This is a genomic window from Haloferax litoreum (assembly GCF_009674605.1).
In the GTDB taxonomy this organism is placed as follows: domain Archaea; phylum Halobacteriota; class Halobacteria; order Halobacteriales; family Haloferacaceae; genus Haloferax; species Haloferax litoreum.
The window spans coordinates 526,576-543,835 of the sequence record NZ_WKJO01000001.1 but is presented as its reverse complement, the minus strand read 5'-3'; the positions used below and the strand labels follow the sequence as shown (position 1 = coordinate 543,835).

General features: G+C 50.2%; 9 protein-coding genes. 4 read left to right on the top strand and 5 right to left on the bottom strand.

What is annotated here, in order from left to right:
- The first annotated feature begins 113 nt into the window (after nt 1–113).
- Together GJR96_RS02750 and GJR96_RS02745 are read left to right on the top strand one after the other, a co-directional pair.
- Nucleotides 114–2,492, top strand: a complete 2,379-nt coding sequence (locus tag GJR96_RS02750; RefSeq protein ID WP_151161535.1) for a hypothetical protein — start codon at nt 114–116, stop codon at nt 2,490–2,492.
- A gap of 101 nt (nt 2,493–2,593) precedes the next feature.
- Complete coding sequence (locus GJR96_RS02745) at nt 2,594–6,382, top strand: helicase-related protein (protein ID WP_151161534.1); 3,789 nt, start codon at nt 2,594–2,596, stop codon at nt 6,380–6,382.
- Nucleotides 6,383–6,450: 68 nt separating this feature from the next.
- Here GJR96_RS02745 and GJR96_RS18005 read toward each other — a convergent pair whose 3' ends face one another.
- Nucleotides 6,451–10,056 (bottom strand): Eco57I restriction-modification methylase domain-containing protein, encoded by a 3,606-nt coding sequence (locus GJR96_RS18005; RefSeq protein WP_191965798.1) that lies wholly within the window; start codon nt 10,054–10,056, stop codon nt 6,451–6,453.
- 119 nt (nt 10,057–10,175) lie between these two features.
- On the opposite strand from GJR96_RS18005, the gene GJR96_RS02735 reads away from it, so the two are divergent.
- Complete coding sequence (locus tag GJR96_RS02735) at nt 10,176–11,228, top strand: hypothetical protein (RefSeq protein ID WP_151161533.1); 1,053 nt, start codon at nt 10,176–10,178, stop codon at nt 11,226–11,228.
- Nucleotides 11,229–11,249: 21 nt separating this feature from the next.
- On the opposite strand, the gene GJR96_RS02730 is transcribed toward GJR96_RS02735, so the two are convergent.
- The 4 genes from GJR96_RS02730 to GJR96_RS02715 all read right to left on the bottom strand — a co-directional run bounded on the left by GJR96_RS02730 (nt 11,250) and on the right by GJR96_RS02715 (nt 16,133).
- Nucleotides 11,250–11,630, bottom strand: coding sequence for a winged helix-turn-helix domain-containing protein (locus tag GJR96_RS02730; protein WP_151161532.1), 381 nt, complete (start codon nt 11,628–11,630; stop codon nt 11,250–11,252).
- Between the two features lie 540 nt (nt 11,631–12,170).
- On the bottom strand, nt 12,171–13,691 hold the full coding sequence (locus GJR96_RS02725; protein WP_151161531.1) for a hypothetical protein: 1,521 nt from the start codon (nt 13,689–13,691) through the stop codon (nt 12,171–12,173).
- A gap of 2 nt (nt 13,692–13,693) precedes the next feature.
- The gene (locus tag GJR96_RS02720) at nt 13,694–14,965 is read right to left on the bottom strand and encodes a hypothetical protein (RefSeq protein WP_151161530.1); all 1,272 of its coding nucleotides are present in this window, start codon (nt 14,963–14,965) and stop codon (nt 13,694–13,696) included.
- A 145-nt stretch (nt 14,966–15,110) separates the two neighbouring features.
- The gene (locus GJR96_RS02715) at nt 15,111–16,133 is read right to left on the bottom strand and encodes a tyrosine-type recombinase/integrase (protein WP_151161529.1); all 1,023 of its coding nucleotides are present in this window, start codon (nt 16,131–16,133) and stop codon (nt 15,111–15,113) included.
- A 353-nt stretch (nt 16,134–16,486) separates the two neighbouring features.
- On the opposite strand from GJR96_RS02715, the gene GJR96_RS02710 reads away from it, so the two are divergent.
- Nucleotides 16,487–17,059, top strand: a complete 573-nt coding sequence (locus tag GJR96_RS02710) for a class I SAM-dependent methyltransferase (protein ID WP_151161528.1) — start codon at nt 16,487–16,489, stop codon at nt 17,057–17,059.
- Nucleotides 17,060–17,260: the final 201 nt, after the last annotated feature.

Here is a 17,260-nt window from a genome sequence, read left to right as displayed (position 1 = left end):
CACACCTATTCTACCAGACTCTCTGGACCTCTACAGAACCACCTCAACAGCTGTCTTCTTCTCATAGCCTAGAAGACTTATTTACCCAGAGATTTTGATATATAATTGACTTAATGAAAGGGACGACTGAGAAGTTTAGAAAGGTACTCCTCTCCCTCCACCACCGTGTCCCACCGAATCTACAATTCGTCCAACGGGAGACCATCCAGCAACTCTCACAACGCGGGCTGGTTGTCATCATGGTTCTGGCTATGATTAGCCCAAGTGTCGTCGCTGTCCCGATTATGGATGCCGACAACGATGGGCTCAGAAATGGGACAGAATGGACCAAGAGTGTTGACTGGCAGGCACGGGATACGGATGGCGACGGGCTTATTGACGGCCGAGAAATTTCCTCACCGATTCTAAATGCTACTAATCCAGATACAGATGCGGACGGATTGAACGATACCGAAGAAGTCGAACTCGGCACGAATGCGAGCTCAGTGGATTCTGACGGGGACGGAATAACCGACCTTGTAGAAACAACCAACGGAACTGACCCTACACAGGCTGATACTGACGGAGACTCTCTTTCCGATTTAATCGAGGTGACAAACAGCACTTCGCCAGTAAACGCAGACACTGATGGGGATGGGCTTGACGACGGACTCGAATTTGAGATAGGTTCTAACGCGACCAATCGTGACACTGACCACGACCTCTTACCTGACAAGCGAGAGTGGGAACTGAACACATCTCTTGTCTCGTGGGATACTGATGGCGACTCTCTGAGCGACGTTCGAGAAGCGACTTCAGACAAACTGAACCCACGCAAGGCAGACACAGACTCAGACGGCCTCAATGATAGCCGCGAGTTGATGTTGGTCACTTTGGTAAACGTCAGTGACACCGATAACGATGGTCTCAAAGATGGTGCCGAATTTGACCACGGCACTTCACCTATCCAAAATGACACTGACAACGATTCGCTGTTAGACGGGGCAGAAATTCATCAGTACGGGAGTGATCCACTGAACAACGACACTGATTTCGACAACGTAAGCGACAGCATCGAGGTCAGAACTGAGATACTGAACGTCTCAGACCCAGACATTGACGACGATGGGTTGAATGACGGCGTTGAGTGGTACGGTGAGACCAACGTCACATTAGCCGACACAGACGCGGACGGCTTAGACGATTGGAACGAGACGAAGGTCTACCCGACGGATCCAGTTATCAACGACACTGATTCTGACGGCCTTCTGGATGGTAACGAGACGCTCCGATTCGCAACAGAGCCACTTGACCCTGATACCGACGGTGACGATCTCAAAGACGGCCCAGAAAAGCACACCTTTGGTACCAACGCAACAAACCCTGACACGGATGGCGATGCTCTGACTGATGGACAAGAAGTGAACGAGTATGGAACAGACCCGTTGAAGAACGACACAGACGGCGACGGTCTGAGCGATGCTCGGGAGGCCAAATACCTCCAGACGAGTCCAACGAACGCTGACACCGATGGAGACGGAATACCGGACGGAACTGAGGTGGCTGTCAAGGGCTACAACCCAGTGGAGAAAGACCCACTTCACGACAAGAGTTCAAGTCTCCAAATCACGGCTAATCAGGAACAAGCGCTTGGATACTTCATCGATAGCATGGTGCAGTTCCTCCACTCGGTAGCGACAGACGACGCAGATGCTGGGCCGGTGATGGAATACAGCCAAGCAATTGTGGAACTGGATGATGCGAATTTCACTGGAACTAAGGTCACGATTATTTCGAATTTCAAACAAGCTGGCCTGTATCAAATCCTCGATTTGATTCAAGCCGACCTCGGTATCGGAATTCCGAGTGGTGCCCTTGAGGGACGTCTCAAGCAGGCGATTCGTGTTGGTTCGAGAATGAGTTCTGTCCTCACGATAGTTTCAGACTATGCTACGCTCCACGACCAAGCACAGAATGTAGTGAGTGCAAACGAATCTGAACTTCGTGCTGCTAAGGTTGGGGTCTTGATCGCGACCACTGTCCTCGTCATTGATGTTTATCTACTCTATCAGACAGGAGGCACATTTACCATAGCCAACGGTCATAAGCTGGCGTTCTCTGCAACTGGTACTATCGCCGCTAAGACCGGACTCGCCCGTCTGGCTAAGTACTGTGGTTGGAAATGCGTTGGTGGGGTCGAGCGCGTCCTCCATTGGTCGCTACGAAGTCTAATCGACATTGGAGAGACTCAATTGATTGCTGAAATCATCGAAGTCGGGTATCTCGAAGTGACGGGTATCACACTCTTCGACATCCTTGATGGCCTCTCCGTAGAATACCTCAAGCAGTTGCTTCTGATGCTCAAAGATGTTCTCTCTGAAGCTGTATTCCAGCGTCTCAAAGAAGTTGTAAACCAATTAGTCGAGACAGAGGTTGGGAGTTGGTTCTCAGATGGCGATGTCTTCACAGTCAATAATGAGCCAGAGCGATTCGTCTCGGCGAAACCGGCCTAATAGCAGTTACACTATCCCTGCGTCGATTGTTTTCACTGCGTCAATTTTCTCGTACTTCTAGGACAAACTGTTAACATATGATGGATGATAGTGAATGACAGATGCCTTATCTCGATCCCCTTGTCGACAATTCTGAGCGGACTCTTGAGGACACGTTCAAGGAGGTCATCACCGACAGCGAAGAGGTGCGCGTCGCGACGGGGTACTTCTACCTCTCTGGATTCGATCTCGTAAAAGACGATTTGAACAAGTTACTCGATCCGGACGACCTTGGGAAAGCTCCGATGCGGATTCTCATGGGTCGCCAGACTGACGCTCGTACTGCAAATGAAATCGAGGAAGGCCAGAGCTTGCATGAGCAATTCAGGAACCAGCTCAAATCTGACCTGGCTGACCTCAACAACGCACAGATTGAGCGACTCGATAGGCTTCGAGATTTCATTGAGCAAGGATTAGTTGACGTTCGAATTCGTAATCCAGAGAACGGTTACTTCCACGCCAAAGGAGCGTCCTTCCGAACAGCCACCGACGACCCTTCAAAAAGAAACGGGGAGACCGACAGACGTGATGCCGCAGTCATTGTCGGATCGTCGAATTTCACACAGACAGGCCACCGGCACAACATCGAACTAAACCTCACTAGTTCTGACCCACAGAAAGTCGAGGCCTTCGAAGAGTGGTACGACAACCAGTGGGCTATCTCTGAGGAATTCTCTCGGGAAATCGTCGACGTCATCGAAAACAGCAGCAAGTACCAAGACTGGAAAGAGGACCAAGAAGACGACAAGGAAGACGACGAAGTAGACTTTGGCACATACATCGAACCCTTCGAACTCTACAAGGTTCTCTCGTATGACGCAATCGGAGGGAACGTGAGTGCCCGCGACTCACCCTTGTACTACTTCCAGACCATCGGATACGAAAGTGCGTGGGAGAAGCTGGCTCAATATAACGGCTGTATCATCTCCGACTCGGTCGGCCTTGGGAAGTCGTTCATCGGCAGCGAACTGCTCTTTGACTACCGGCAACAGGGTAAACGCTGTTTACTCATCGTCCCCGCGAACCTGACCGACCAGTGGGAAGACCTCCTCCAAGATGCGACCGACGAAGATGGTGACCCATACTTCGGACTCGAAGTTGACGGGACTCACCTCGATGTCACGAGTATCAGCAAGTTCCAGAACATGAGCCACGACGAGGTTCTCGAACTCCGTGAACAATACGACGTCCTCCTCATCGACGAAGCCCACCGCTTCCGTAACTACGGAAAGTGGCGACCCAACCCCTCCGACGACGATGATTACAAGGGGACGAGACGGCACGCAAACCTTCGGCTTCTCCGAGACAAGACTATGATTCTCTTGACGGCAACGCCACTGAACAACAGTGCGACCGATTTGAAGAATCTCATCGGACTGTTCACGGAGAAAAACGAGATTCGGAACAAAGCGAATCTCGACTTCACTGCGTTCGACCGGTACATCGATGTCGCAGAACAGCGGAAGCGAGTTGCCGCCGGGAAGGAAGAGATGTCTCAAGAAGAGGTGGAGGGGCTGACTGAGCAACTTCAGAACGAGTCCGGAGAGATTTCGAAGATCCTGAACGAGGTGATGGTCCTTCGAACTCGGAAGCACGTCAAAGAGACACTCCTGAAGAAGGACGACGATTTGGAGATGAGCTTCAAGCCTCCGAAGATTCAGAAGGAGGAGTACACGCTTCCCCCGGCGTATCGCCCAGTCTACGATTCACTCCCCGAAGTGATGGACGCGCTTCACCTGCCGCACATCACCATCAAAAACCCGCAGGCAGGGAGTACGCTGAAGGCACTCTACAAACTGAACCTGCTCAAGCGTCTCGAATCGTCGACTTTCGCGTTCGTCCAAAGTATCGAGACGCTCTACGAAAGTGAACAGAGTCTGTTGGCAGTTCTCAACTCCCTCCCTGATGAGGAGAACATCGACACCCTGCGGACGATTCAGGATGGCGGCGCTGCGGTCACACTCGACGACTACGTCCAAGACGGGGAAGCCACAGAGGACCTCGCACAGACGCTCGAAGAGTTCGGATTCGACGCTGATTCACTCCGATCTGGCGATGGAGACTCCAGTGACGAACTTGCGGACTTGACTGTCGCAGAGGTGAAAGCGCGTGTCTACGAGGATCTTGCACTTCTCTCGTACTTCCTTCAGTTGTTCATCGCTGACGTTGCGAAGGACGCAGACCACCTCAACGACCACTCTGTTCACGTCCGCCAGTGGCTCGGGAAGAACCACGTTGGATTCATCCCCGACGTGCCCGAGGACGAAGTTGACCCGTTGCTCTTCCCGAGTCAGGACCTCTCGGAGGTAACCAAAGAGACGAGAGACTTCTACGATGCAATCTTCCGGCTCCGTGACTTCCGTGACCCGAAGATAGACCGACTGAATGGTGTCCTCGCTGGGTACGACAACAAAGTCCTTGTATTCACGCAGTACCGCGCAACTGCCGACTACGTCTACCGGACTCTTCTCGAAGACCCTCGATCACCACTCACTGAGCAGAACAGCACCGTCATCAAAGGCGGAGATGATGACAAACAAGAGAAGATTCGCCGCTTCGCCCCCGACGCATACGGCTATCGTGAAACACTCGACCGGACTGGCGATGGGGAGTTGCAGTACGTCGTCGCCACCGACACGCTCAGCGAGGGGGTAAACCTGCAGGACGTTCACACTGTCATCAACTACGACCTGCCGTGGAACCCTATGCGCATCGTCCAGCGTGTCGGTCGCATCGACCGTATCGGGAGTACCGCCGACAAGTTCGTCCACAACTTCTACCCCGACGGCGACATCGAGGCGGCCATCAAGCTCCTCAAGCGCCTCCAAGCGAAGATCAACGACATCGCGCTCATCGTCGGGAAAGAGAACAATATCCTCGACCCAAACGAAGACGAGATTCTGGAGAAAGCTGGTGTCAAAACACAGAAGACGATTGGCGAACTCGAACTCGATGAAATCGAAGACACGCTCCGGCGCTCTCGTGAGGTTGACGACTACAACGACCTCGATGATACGTCCAAAAACCCTCTCCTGCGGAGTGCAGGAAGTGACGAGGACGAGGCGTTCGAGCGTCTGATGCTCAAACAGGAGTTGAACGACGACTACGGACTTGGAGAAGAGGATTTCGAGTACGCGGAGGAATATTTCGAGATGCCCCCCGAAGAGCGAGACCTGTTGTACACAAACGTAGTCAATTCCAAGAGTGGACACGCACCGGGGGTCTTCGGCCTCGCACACCTCTGGTTCGATGACGAATCTGATGCACCTCTTGGTCGGACTCGAAGGGCGTTCTATTCGAAACGAACTGGGAAAGATGTGGACGAGGTGAGTGCGATTCGGTCGCTCAAAATTAACCCCGACACCGAGGGGCGAAAACTGACTAGCCACGACAAGCGATATCTCGAAGAACGCGATGCCATTGAGGAGGTTGTCGAGAAACGAATCGAAGAAGCAAAGCAAGGGATCATCGGGACGAAATTCGAGGAAGGAGACGATTATTCAGTCGAACAGGAGAAAATCATTTCCTATCTTCGACACCTCAAGCGAAACTCGTCTGGTGAGTTAGCAACACCAGTCGATGGGCATACAGAGATTTCGGTGGTTGCACCAATCGTCTTAGAGCGCATCAAGGAAGTCAAACTGAAGAATACTGACGAGGACCGAATCCTCCGCGAAACCTTCCGAAAAGAGGACAAGGGACTCGGGCAGTGGGACCTTGACGAGTTCTTCGAGACGTTGGTAGAGTTCCTCGATGAGAACATCGAAGGTTCAACCGAGTACCAGTCTAAGTTGGCTGGGACAGGTGATGTGGATGCCCGTGTTCTCTGTTGGGGCGTGTTAGAGCAATAAATCACTCAGCAGCAGTTTTGAAAAAGGACAGTGAATAACGCTACTGAGATTGTCTTGTTAACCCTTATTCAGGGATAAGGTCCTGACTCAGCGAGTTCATCAAATTTCTCAAAGACAAGGTCGAAGTAATCTTCTGTCATCTTTCGAGGATTACCAACTCTGTGGAAGTCCTCTAGAACAAACTCTGTGTCACGGCGGTCAAGTCCGTATGCATGGAATGCGGCTGCATCAATTTCGGCTTGGAGGTGTTCTCGCTCTTCTTGTTCAATGGCTGGCTCAATGTTCCCTAGACGTTGCCGCATATCTTCAAAGGCATCACCATAACAGTTGAGACGTGCGGCACGTTCAGAAATAAAGCGGAACCAATCGTCTCCACTTGATAATCGAGGTAACTGAGATTCAAGCAGTTCCCGCTTTACGATGTGTGACTCAACTTTTGTACGCATCAGGAAGTCAAACGGGATGCTGTTTAACAGTCCAGTAGCAGCAAATATCTCTAAGTCAGTGAAACGACGTTCGTATACAGACCGCAGTGGAGACTCTGAGAGGTGAGACTCTTCGGGCTCGATTCTGAATGGTTTGAGGGTGTTTATCGTATGCAGACAAACAACCTCTTTGGGTAGAACTGCGGCCATTATTGTCCGCTCATTCCGCGCTCTAGATATATCACGGATCCCAATTCGATACTCAGAACAATCTAGTAGGACATCGTCCTGTTCTAGCCCATGCCCTCTGTACTCTTCGAGTAAATCATCCACAAACTGGACTTGGGATTTACTGGTGTCTTCCCCACCGAACTCTTCATATATCGCTTTTTTAAGATTCCCTCGGTTGAATTTCTTTTCTCGAACACGGTAGTGAGCGCTGTTTTCCGGGTCATACATCCCACGACTCCAGTATTTTGGCCCCTTCAGATTCGTTGTGTGACTGTTGTCATATTCGAATTGTTGGATATTTTTACCACCATATACCGGATAATCCGCATTGTCTGGTGAAGTGAGTAGATATTCTTGGTCAGTCGATTCAACTAGCTCCTTTGTTAACACATCTACTGACCAAGCATTATCGATCTCTTCTCCAAGCTGTGGATGTTTCACAACTTTGTCTAAAACGTTCACCTCTTGCTGAGACCTTACGAACGGGAATATTCCCGTTTTCGGGGAATATCTAACAAGCACTTCTCGTGGGATAACTGCAGCTAAGTCATCAACATCGTAAACCGCCTTTTCATCAGTTTGGTTAAATATCCCCTTCATCTGAGTTGTTCTTCCACCATACTCAAATGACAGTATTGCGAACCGATACATACTGCCGATTTCTGGGAATATTCCTTTATTCTCAAACCCAACAATATCTTGAATATCCGTATTGTCTAGTAAATGAGTTCGCAGGTCCTTCCCCATAACCCCTCCAAGTATAGTTCCCGGAAGAAGCAAACTCACTCTGACGTCGTCGCTAGACAAGTCAAAAATTCGCTCTAAGAAGAGTGCAGACAGGTCATTCTTTGTAGGCATCTTTCGCCCATCTACGACAGGGGACTGCAGTTTGTACGTCTCACTCTGTGAGAAGTAATCTGCTCGTATTTCCATCTGATCTTGGTATCTCTCCCATTCTTGAGCGATAGTTTCGTCCGTAAGAAGCTCATCCATGACATCATCTTTCTTATCAGATTGATACTTTCCAAATTGCTCATCGTACCTCCTAAAGAACTCATCTCTATTTGTATACAACATGTCCCATGGTGGGTTCCCAATAATTACACCGAAGCCGCCTTCCTCAAACACGTCTGGAAATTCCAAGGGCCAATGGTACGGGGACCACTCTCGAAGCTGGTCAACGGTTATGTCATCAAACCCTGCTTGTTGGAACTCACGACGTAATATCTGGTCAAACTTATCTCGGTGCTTCTCTATTCGTGATTCAGCTTCGTTTCGCCACTTTTTGGCATCCTTACTGGTTTCAGCGTTTTTGTGATTGGTGATTGCCTCTTTCACATCTTCAAAACGAGCTTTCTTTTCCCACGAGCCTAAATCGCTATCACCTCTCTCATTAGAGACGATACTTGCATCAGTTTGCCCGACCAACGAGTTACCTTGCCGGATGTTGAAGTCGATGTTCGGCAGTGGCTCGACTTCTTTCGGGTTGTTCTCGATGTCAGCGACCATCGACAACCACAGCCGAAGCTTACAAATCTCGACTGCGCCGTCATCAATGTCGACGCCGTAGAGGTTGTGGAGGATAATCTGCTTCTTCGCGTACAGAGTTACGGTCCCATCGGTTGCGTCGATGGTGTCCAACTCGTCTTCGATTCGACCGGGGAGTTCCCACGGTCGGTCGTCACGAAGGGCTTGGAAGTATTCCAAGCACTGGAGATACACGTCGAGGAGGACTTCCTGTGCGGCCAAGAGGAATGCCCCACTCCCAACTGCAGGGTCGAGAACACGGAGTTTCTTTAGCGCGTCGAAGTAGAGGGTCTGGACGTGGTCTTGGTTCACGGCATCGAGGTCCACCGTTTGGGCAACACCACCATCTGCCGCAACGGGTGAATCACTCTGACTAGCCGAAGCTACGTCGAGTGAGAAGATGTCGTCGATTGCATCGTAGTCAGTCTCGTGTTCTTCGTTCACCCGGTCGATGAGCCACGGGTGGACAGTCCGCCGGGACATGAAGCCCGTAATCTCCTCGGGGGTGTAGTACGCGCCCATATCTTTCTGGTTGACCGTCTGCTCGAAGATGTGCCCCAAGATGGCAGGCGAGAGGTTCTTCGGGTCGACGATGTCGAGTCGCTCGTCGACGTTCCAGTTCCAGTCTGAGAGGAAGTCGAGAATCTTCCCGAAGAGTTCCGCCGTCTGTTCGGGTGAGTCACCGAGTCGTGCGTCTTCGAACTCCTCCTCGATGGGGTTCTTGCTGAACAGACCACCATTGAGGTACGGAAGCACTCCAAAGTCACCGTCTTTCTTTCCTTCTGCAAGAATTTCGAAGAACAGCGGTTCATAGAACTCTTCGTACACGTCTCCCTTCGCGGCGAACTCTTCGTGCTTCTCGTGGAGGTATTCAGGCTCGTAGTCGAGCAGGCCCTTCTCTTGGATGAAGTAAAGGAAGATCATCCGATCGAGCGTGACCTGCACGTAGCGTTGTTTAGCGTCGCCACGATCATCGTCGATGCCTGCGACCTCTTGGACGAGTTCGGTTCGGAGTTCTTCGAAGTCCTCATAGAACGCTTTGACAACCTGTTTCGTGTCGTAGAGAGAGTCGAAAATCGTCTCAGGTTTGTTGAACTCGATGGAGTTGAGCTTCTGGAGGATGGTGTTCTTCTCCCCGCGAGCGCTCGTCATCTGCTCTTTCGAGAACGAGAGCTGCTGGTACTTTGTCCGTCCGTGGGCGTCCCACGTTCGAATCCGAGTGATGAACGTGAACTCCTCGAAATCGTCAGTCGCAACGAGTCCAGTGTGCGTATTGACGTTCGTGCGCGACTTGAACGACGCCGCAGTCTCGCCCGGTGGAGCGTGAATCAGCACCATGAACTCGTCGTCGTCAGTGAGCCGAAGAACGAGTTCGTGGTCCTCTCCGAGACTTGGCTCGGGTTCGAGTCCGCGTTTCTTCAGCGATTCTGCGACGTCATCAAGAGAGTCCCACGTCGCAATATCATCAGATTTGATTTGCTGAAGTGACATAATTGACAGTCACAATGACAGGTCAAAAAGTCACCGACGCAGAGGAGGTGGGTTAGTGAAAATATGCCATTTTGGCGACCCACGTGTTATTTTACTAATCAACCTTGCAGTATGATTAGATGAATTTGCGAAATATACTGAAGCTTGGAATAACCGTCTTAGGAACAATTGCTCTCGTTGTCGTAGTCGGTGTTGAAATCCAGAATAGATACGGTTCCGATTGGTTTTCCCTCCTCAACGTCGCTGTGTCAGCAGCACTCTCCTCTGCCCTCGTCTTGTTGTATTTCAGGCAGTCAACCATCTTAGAATCGCAAAAGGAATTGCTGAAAGCAGAAATGAACCGTGGTATCCGCGAACAGCATACCGAAACCCTTCGAGAACGTGTACGGAAGTGGCATGGGAATCCGGATCAAGAGATAAGTGACAACCCTGTTGACCAACCGAGCAAGAACCTACCATTTGTTGGCACAGTCTCGTTCAACTCTGCGCCAACCCCGACTAGAATCTCATTCGCATCCGAAGAAGACGAATTCCGAGTGATGCCTCAGTATCTGGAGAATGACCGATATATGAGGGACCTTCTCGAGAACCACGCGCCTGACTTGAAAATACAGGCAGAACGTGTTGTGGTTCTAAAAGAACAGTTTGACACTCACCAGCAGGAATTTCTCAGCGAGTTCGATTACGAACGTGAGGCCCAATATGACGAGTTTTTTCTCGAGTCTCAGGACTATCTCAGTCGATGGTTCTTTGAACACCTCGTCAGGCTCGAAAGAGGGCTCACAGACGATTTCTCTGAATTAAGGGAACGGATGATTAACGAAGTCGGTAATACAGGTCATCATCCAGACAAGCCAGTCGTTTGGATTAGGGCAGAGGCATCTAATATCGAGGAACGGGCAATCTATGGTGCGAGGTACGATGAGGATGAGTGCGTGGAGTGGCAAGAATCCAGACCGGAACTCGTTGACGAGGTAAAGAACGTTGTCAAAAGCATGATTGATGACGTTGAGGACGACTACCCATTTGAAACAGTTACGCAAGCAGCGAACACGCTCGATGAGGGTGCAGTTGCTGTTGACGAATTAGAACACATCCTAATCGAATATGATGGTAAACCCGTCTATCAGGGTGACTGTGAGTACCTTCACGAAGCAGAGATTGGCTCCTAACTACGATGAGTTTCTGAAAACTCAGATAACGGGCTCGACAACAACATGCTGATGCTTCAACTTCGGAGCCTTGCTGCGTCCATCGTTTTCGAACTCAACGATATCCAATTCGCGAAGCTTCTGTAAGTCACGGCTGATAACCCCTTTATCGACGTCCAACTCTTTCGCGAGGGCACGGACCGACTGAGGTTGATATGTCTTTAGATAATCCATGATCCGAATACGCCGCTCATGGAACACATCGTCTGCCCGTTCACGACTCAACACAAGTGTATCCGGGAACCCGTGGTGAGTGATTGCCTCCGAAAACGCATTTCGAAGTTTAAGGGCCGAATCGATTTTCTCGTCCCCACGGAAGCTGTTTGGATCAACACTATCTTGGCTGGTGTCTTCTTCACCCATCTATGTCACCCATATAACTGTTGTTAGTTTTGCAACGGTAATCAAACTTCCGTAGACTACCGATTTACTGTGCGGAAATCAGAATTGCCTCACGACCTTGCGGCGTTTACGAAACCAATCCCGATAGCCAGGAACACAGCGATTAGGAACAACGGAATGAAAACATCGACAGCAATGCTTGTATCGAAACCCAAGAGTGCAAGAGCGATTGATACTACAACAAGGCCACCTACGAGACCGGTGGCTATTCGGGTTCCTGTATTCCCACTCATATGGTTGTAACCACTATTGAGAGTACTTCGTTCAGCCACTGTGGGAATTCACAAAGCAACCATTGGCCAAATTGATACACGAGGTTGTCAGCAAACGTCCCACCCGACATTTCGCAAACCATCTATTAGATGGATGCCACCAACCGATAAGTGTTTTTTGTGCAGACTATAATATAAGGGCCTTAGTAGTGGAATATTGGACTCGGAGATCCAAATAAACCCACATCCAAGTAGTTTGATCGGATGGCACTGCCCCTTTATTATCGGGTCAGCTGATGTTCCCGAGATACGTGTTCAGTATGTCTCCGATATCGGGCTCTTCTTCCATATAGTTGGTAAAGTTGTTCTCAACAACTTTTGGGGTAATTAGCAATAGATCATGCTTCGCAGCATAGCGTTTATTATACTCTTCTTGGTCTGATGACTGAACTGTTTCCCGGGTGAACTCACCATTTCCGATTTTGTAGTATTCGTCCGGATCGAATAAGGAACGAGCCGCTCGAGCAAACGTGTTCGTTTCCAATTTAACCCTGTCAGAGAGTGTACTTGAGAGATAAATTGCCATCAACATCATCAATCCCTCAGCGGTCAGGACCACCATATGTTCATGACTGGCGTAGGATTCCTGAATCCGATCGTGAAAGTCAAGATCATTCAGTGAACTAATGTGTGTGGTGACAAATATGTGTGCAACCTTGTCAACAGGGACGGAGCGCTTCCGCGCTGCGCTCACATAATCAATTTGTTTCCCCTCAATTTTTTCTCCAGAGAACCCTGCCGGAGAACCAGACTTTGTGTCAATAACCCCCAAGACTGGTCCCATCGGCTCTGGGTCAGTATTATTCTGCAATTCTCCGATATAGAATACCGTATCCGGCATTTTTTCAAAATTGTCGTCCTGACCTCCCTCTCCCTGTAGGGTGGCAAAAATATGGGAGAAAGCCGATTCAGTCACTTTCTCCAGTCTGTCTCCTTCCCACCTTTTGATTTCACCAGACTGTCTAAGCGCGAGCATATGGTTGAGTTCAGTCAAAATATATCGGGGGTTCGAATCAACTCTGCTGACCAACTCAGAGTTGGTGTCTGTTTCGAGATTTTTCTTCATATCTCTCTCAAGCTTCTTGATTTTACACATGTCTCTCAGCCGTTTATTGAGTCGGTTCGAACTTGGCATATTTCCGGTTGTGGAAATGTGAATTAAATCTCCAGATGCGTATAGATACTGGATTTCAAGCAATTCAGAGATTCTGTCTGCTTTTATGAATACTAAACTGGGCTTATTTGAGAGTGATATTTCAAATAGCGCATTACGAACTTCTTCCTCCAGGTTATGGGGAGAGATTATTATCCGCACCTCTGCTTCCTCAACAATCTGCTTTTCATCACCGTCGTCTCCTTGATTGTCTTTTTCGATGTCGTTGCCCACTCTCTTGAGCGGGATAGTTACGTCCGCAGAGATATGTCTCGGAAGATCCGGCTTGATTGACTGACATTCAACACCGATGTGGTTACAAAGCTCTCGTGTTACTGACTCGTAATCAACTCTGTACTGAGTGAACTCTCCAATATCTGCTGTCACACCGCATCGGTTGTCACAAGTGAATTCCACTACTTCTTCCGACTCAAGAACATCATGCGAACAAAACCCCCCACATTCTGGACACATGGAGGGGACATTTGTATGGGGTGTTGCCCACGAGGTGGGTATATCTGGTAACTCATCATCGTGGATATTACCGGTAGGGTTCCGATGAGATAGAAGTGAGTCAAGGGCGTTAGAGTCAAACATCGTTAGATTTGACCGAAGAAGGCTTCAAGGGCACGTTTGTTCTCATCAGATATCCGCCCATTTTCCAGCAAGTCCCACGTGCCAGAGTCGATTGCGATTGGCCGACCTTTTATTTTGATGACAAATTTCATATTTTCTTCACTGGCCTTATTTAATATCTCTTCAAATGTCTGCTCCATAGTGTCAAACGAAGAGTAGGCATCTTCCAAATTTGCAACCAAACGGAACTGATTCGTACCGGTTGAACTGTCCCCTCTCAGTTCAGAGCCACCCAGTTCGATAGAGTCAAGACGATCTTTCAAACCAGCCTTTTCTTCATCAGTCAGTTCCATCATATCCACTCGACCTTTCGCCGATTCGATTTTCCTCTTTATTCCATCTTCAATGATACCAGTGACACTCTGGTCACTCGACTCTGAGTCTGCTGTGGCATTTGAGGCACTTTGCTCAATTTCGGTCGCAACTTTTGACTTGTGTCTTTGGAGATCATTATATATCTCCTCGTCATCGATGGTTCGCTTGAAGAGGCTCTCTAGAATGTTCTTCCATCCGTTTTCATAATTGTCCGTAAAGGTGAAAATTGTCTGTCCACCTTCAGTTGTGATCTCAAAGCGGATTTTCTTTATTGGATAGTGTTTTCGAGTAGTGATCTTCGGCTTGCTTGGATATTCATCACTACCAGACGCATCATTGCGAAATCCGAATTCATCCCGTGTTCGCAGGCCTTGTTCCTTAAATATCTCAAAGATCGTGCCACCATCAGAGATATTGGACTCGTATGCGCGAATTAGAAGAGGGTATGGTCGCTCTGAATTCCAATAGTCATGGAAGTCATCTAAAGATTGGCTGATTGTCGATATCGGTATCTCTCTGTCTATAAAGTAGGACCGTCTTCCTTTTCGATCGTAAATTCGGGACGCAGCAACTATGTAATTGAGTTCGCCTTCGAGTTCTAAAGTATAAAGCGAGAGTAGAAGTGAAAATCGATTGTCTACGTCAAGTTGTTCTCTCTTCACATTGGTATAGTTATTTGATATGAAGTCCTTAGCAGCTCGTAGATTAACGCTCTCCCTATCAAGCATTTTGTAGTCAGAGACAAACTGTCTGACCTCTGAGTGGTAATCGGATACGAGTTCATCGATTGTATCCGGTTTAGTATATTCGTCCTTGTCGTATGCGGCCCCAGTGAGTACGCTAGCAAGGTTGAGAACGAAATCCTTGCTTCGATTATTTAGGGTAGATTTTATTTCGGATGAGGAGAGGGGAGCTGACATACTTACTACAAATGATGTGACGATATATAAGAATGTTACGTACAGATATCTAATTATTCTACCAGTAATGGTCTCGCTTCAAACCGAATTTAGTGCCACCACCTGAGCATTTCGACAGGGCCAATCGTATACGTCAGGTCCGCCATTACTCCCGCTCATCTTCTGGGAGATACCGCCTCCGCTGCCTGAGTTTCTCCCGCTCCGTTCGTTGGTCGTAATGTCGGTCAAGTACATCTGTTCCGACGTCCATTCTGTCGCTCACGACTCGCTCTGGTGTGTCCTGCTGGAGGTAGTAGGTGATCGCTCCCCGACGAATTGGGTGGGGGCTGAGTGAGGACGGACACGCGTATGCTCGTGGAGAAGGTCTGGCATCGCACTCGTCAATGTCTCGGTCGTGTGGACACGTCGAGTCGTACACGCAGGGCCGTGTGTACTGATACGAAATTGTCCGCCCTCTATTTCGACTCAGCCGGCTTTGACGAGTTGCGAAGAGAGGCTTCCGACCGTACTTGTCTATCGTCCTTGGATGGTTGACCTTGAGCCAGTCATCCAGAACTCCACAAACACGCTCACTCAATGCGATATAGCGTTCACTCTCCTTGCCGTTCTTTAGGGACGTCCCCTGTTCGGGCCTGTGAACGAGTTGGAAAAACCGCTCCTCAGAATCGTAGTCGTCGACATCCAGACTGACAGCAGCTCCAATTCGTAACCCAGTGTGCCAGAGGACTTCCAGTAGTACGTGTTCTAAGCGTGCATAGTGGTACTTCTCTAGGTGAGCGAGAATCTGCCTGGCACGCTCTGAGCTCAACGATTCTGTCCGAGCGTCTTCTGACGTGGTCGTTGGGAGCAGTATCTTCTCATCGAGTCCGGACTCAACTGCATCGATGCTCGCACAGAACCGGAGAAACACACGAAGAGTCGCAAGCTGACCCCGCATCGAGGCATTCGAAAGGCCATCTTCGTTGCGTCGCTTGACGCGATATCGGTGGATGTCCCTCCCGGAGAACGTGTTCATATTGTCGATTGCTTCGTCTTCGCACCACTGGACGAACTGTTTGAGTCGGTAGTGGTGCGATTGTAGCGTTGCGTCTGATAGTTCCTGACTGCGAGCATCGAGATACATCTGCTTCGCTGCCGCAGGTTCCAAGGGTTCGAGGTCGTTGGTCATGGTCACTTGGCGGGACAACGCCAGAAGACGGATTTCCAAACGCCTGTTTCAGGGCTTGAAGTGCCTGCCAACTGGTGGCTGACAAGGCGGGAGAATCTGGATGCTCCCCCATGGGGCCCATCCATATTCTACACGCTTGTGAGCCGAATGGCTGGTCGTATCGGTACGACACACATCGTGTCTGGAGGTGCCGTCAGACCTCGACACTTGGGTGTATCGTGTCGGTGAACGAAGCGAACCTCCGGGGAGTATACGAACGCCGGCGTGCGACCGGACTGGGAACGCTCACACGTGACTACGAGCAGCCCTGAAACGAAGTAACATTGACAAGATGGCCCCGTGAAGCCAGCCTCGTGCACGAGGTATCCCGCACGAGGTCAGTGTACGAGAGCGAGTCAGATGCCTTCGTCGACAAGTACCGCGCCGAGTCGGTTGCCGCGTTGTTCGGAGACGACTTCTACGAAGCGCTCGCAGGAGACCGGATTCTTGACGTTGGGTGTGGTCCCGGTGTCGACACGGAGACGTTCGTTACCGACGGATTCGACGTCGTCGGATTCGACCTCACGTCGTCGTTCGTCCGGGCCGCACGAACGGCGGTCGACGAGGCATCGTTCGCCCGTGGAGACATGCGGCGACTCCCATTCAGAGACGGGTCGTTCGACGGCGTCTGGAGTTGCGCATCGTTTCTCCACGTCCCACGTCCGGATGCGCCGGGAACGCTCCGTGAGTTCAGACGCGTCCTCGCTGACGACGGAGTCGCCTATCTCTCGGTGAAACGAGGCGAAGAGAGCGGATTCGATACTGACGGCCGGTACTTCGAGCTGTATCGGCCCGAACAGGTTCGGTCGCTGGTCGTCGACGCGGGGTTCGGTCGAGTCGATATCGAAACCGGCGAGCGGTGGATACAGGTTCTCGCACGGGTCTGAATCGACCGGCGCTCGGCAGTTCGACACTGCCCCGATTGCTGGTCTATTCCCCAACACGGACTCTCACCGGCCGGTGAAGTTTACGAACGGTGTCTGGTGGTCTCAAAAAGTTGAAGAACGGCCCTTCTGGCACAGTGAAATGATAACAGCTAACGTACAATGCGTGGTACTAGCGACTGCGCATGCTGTGCAACGGGGCGA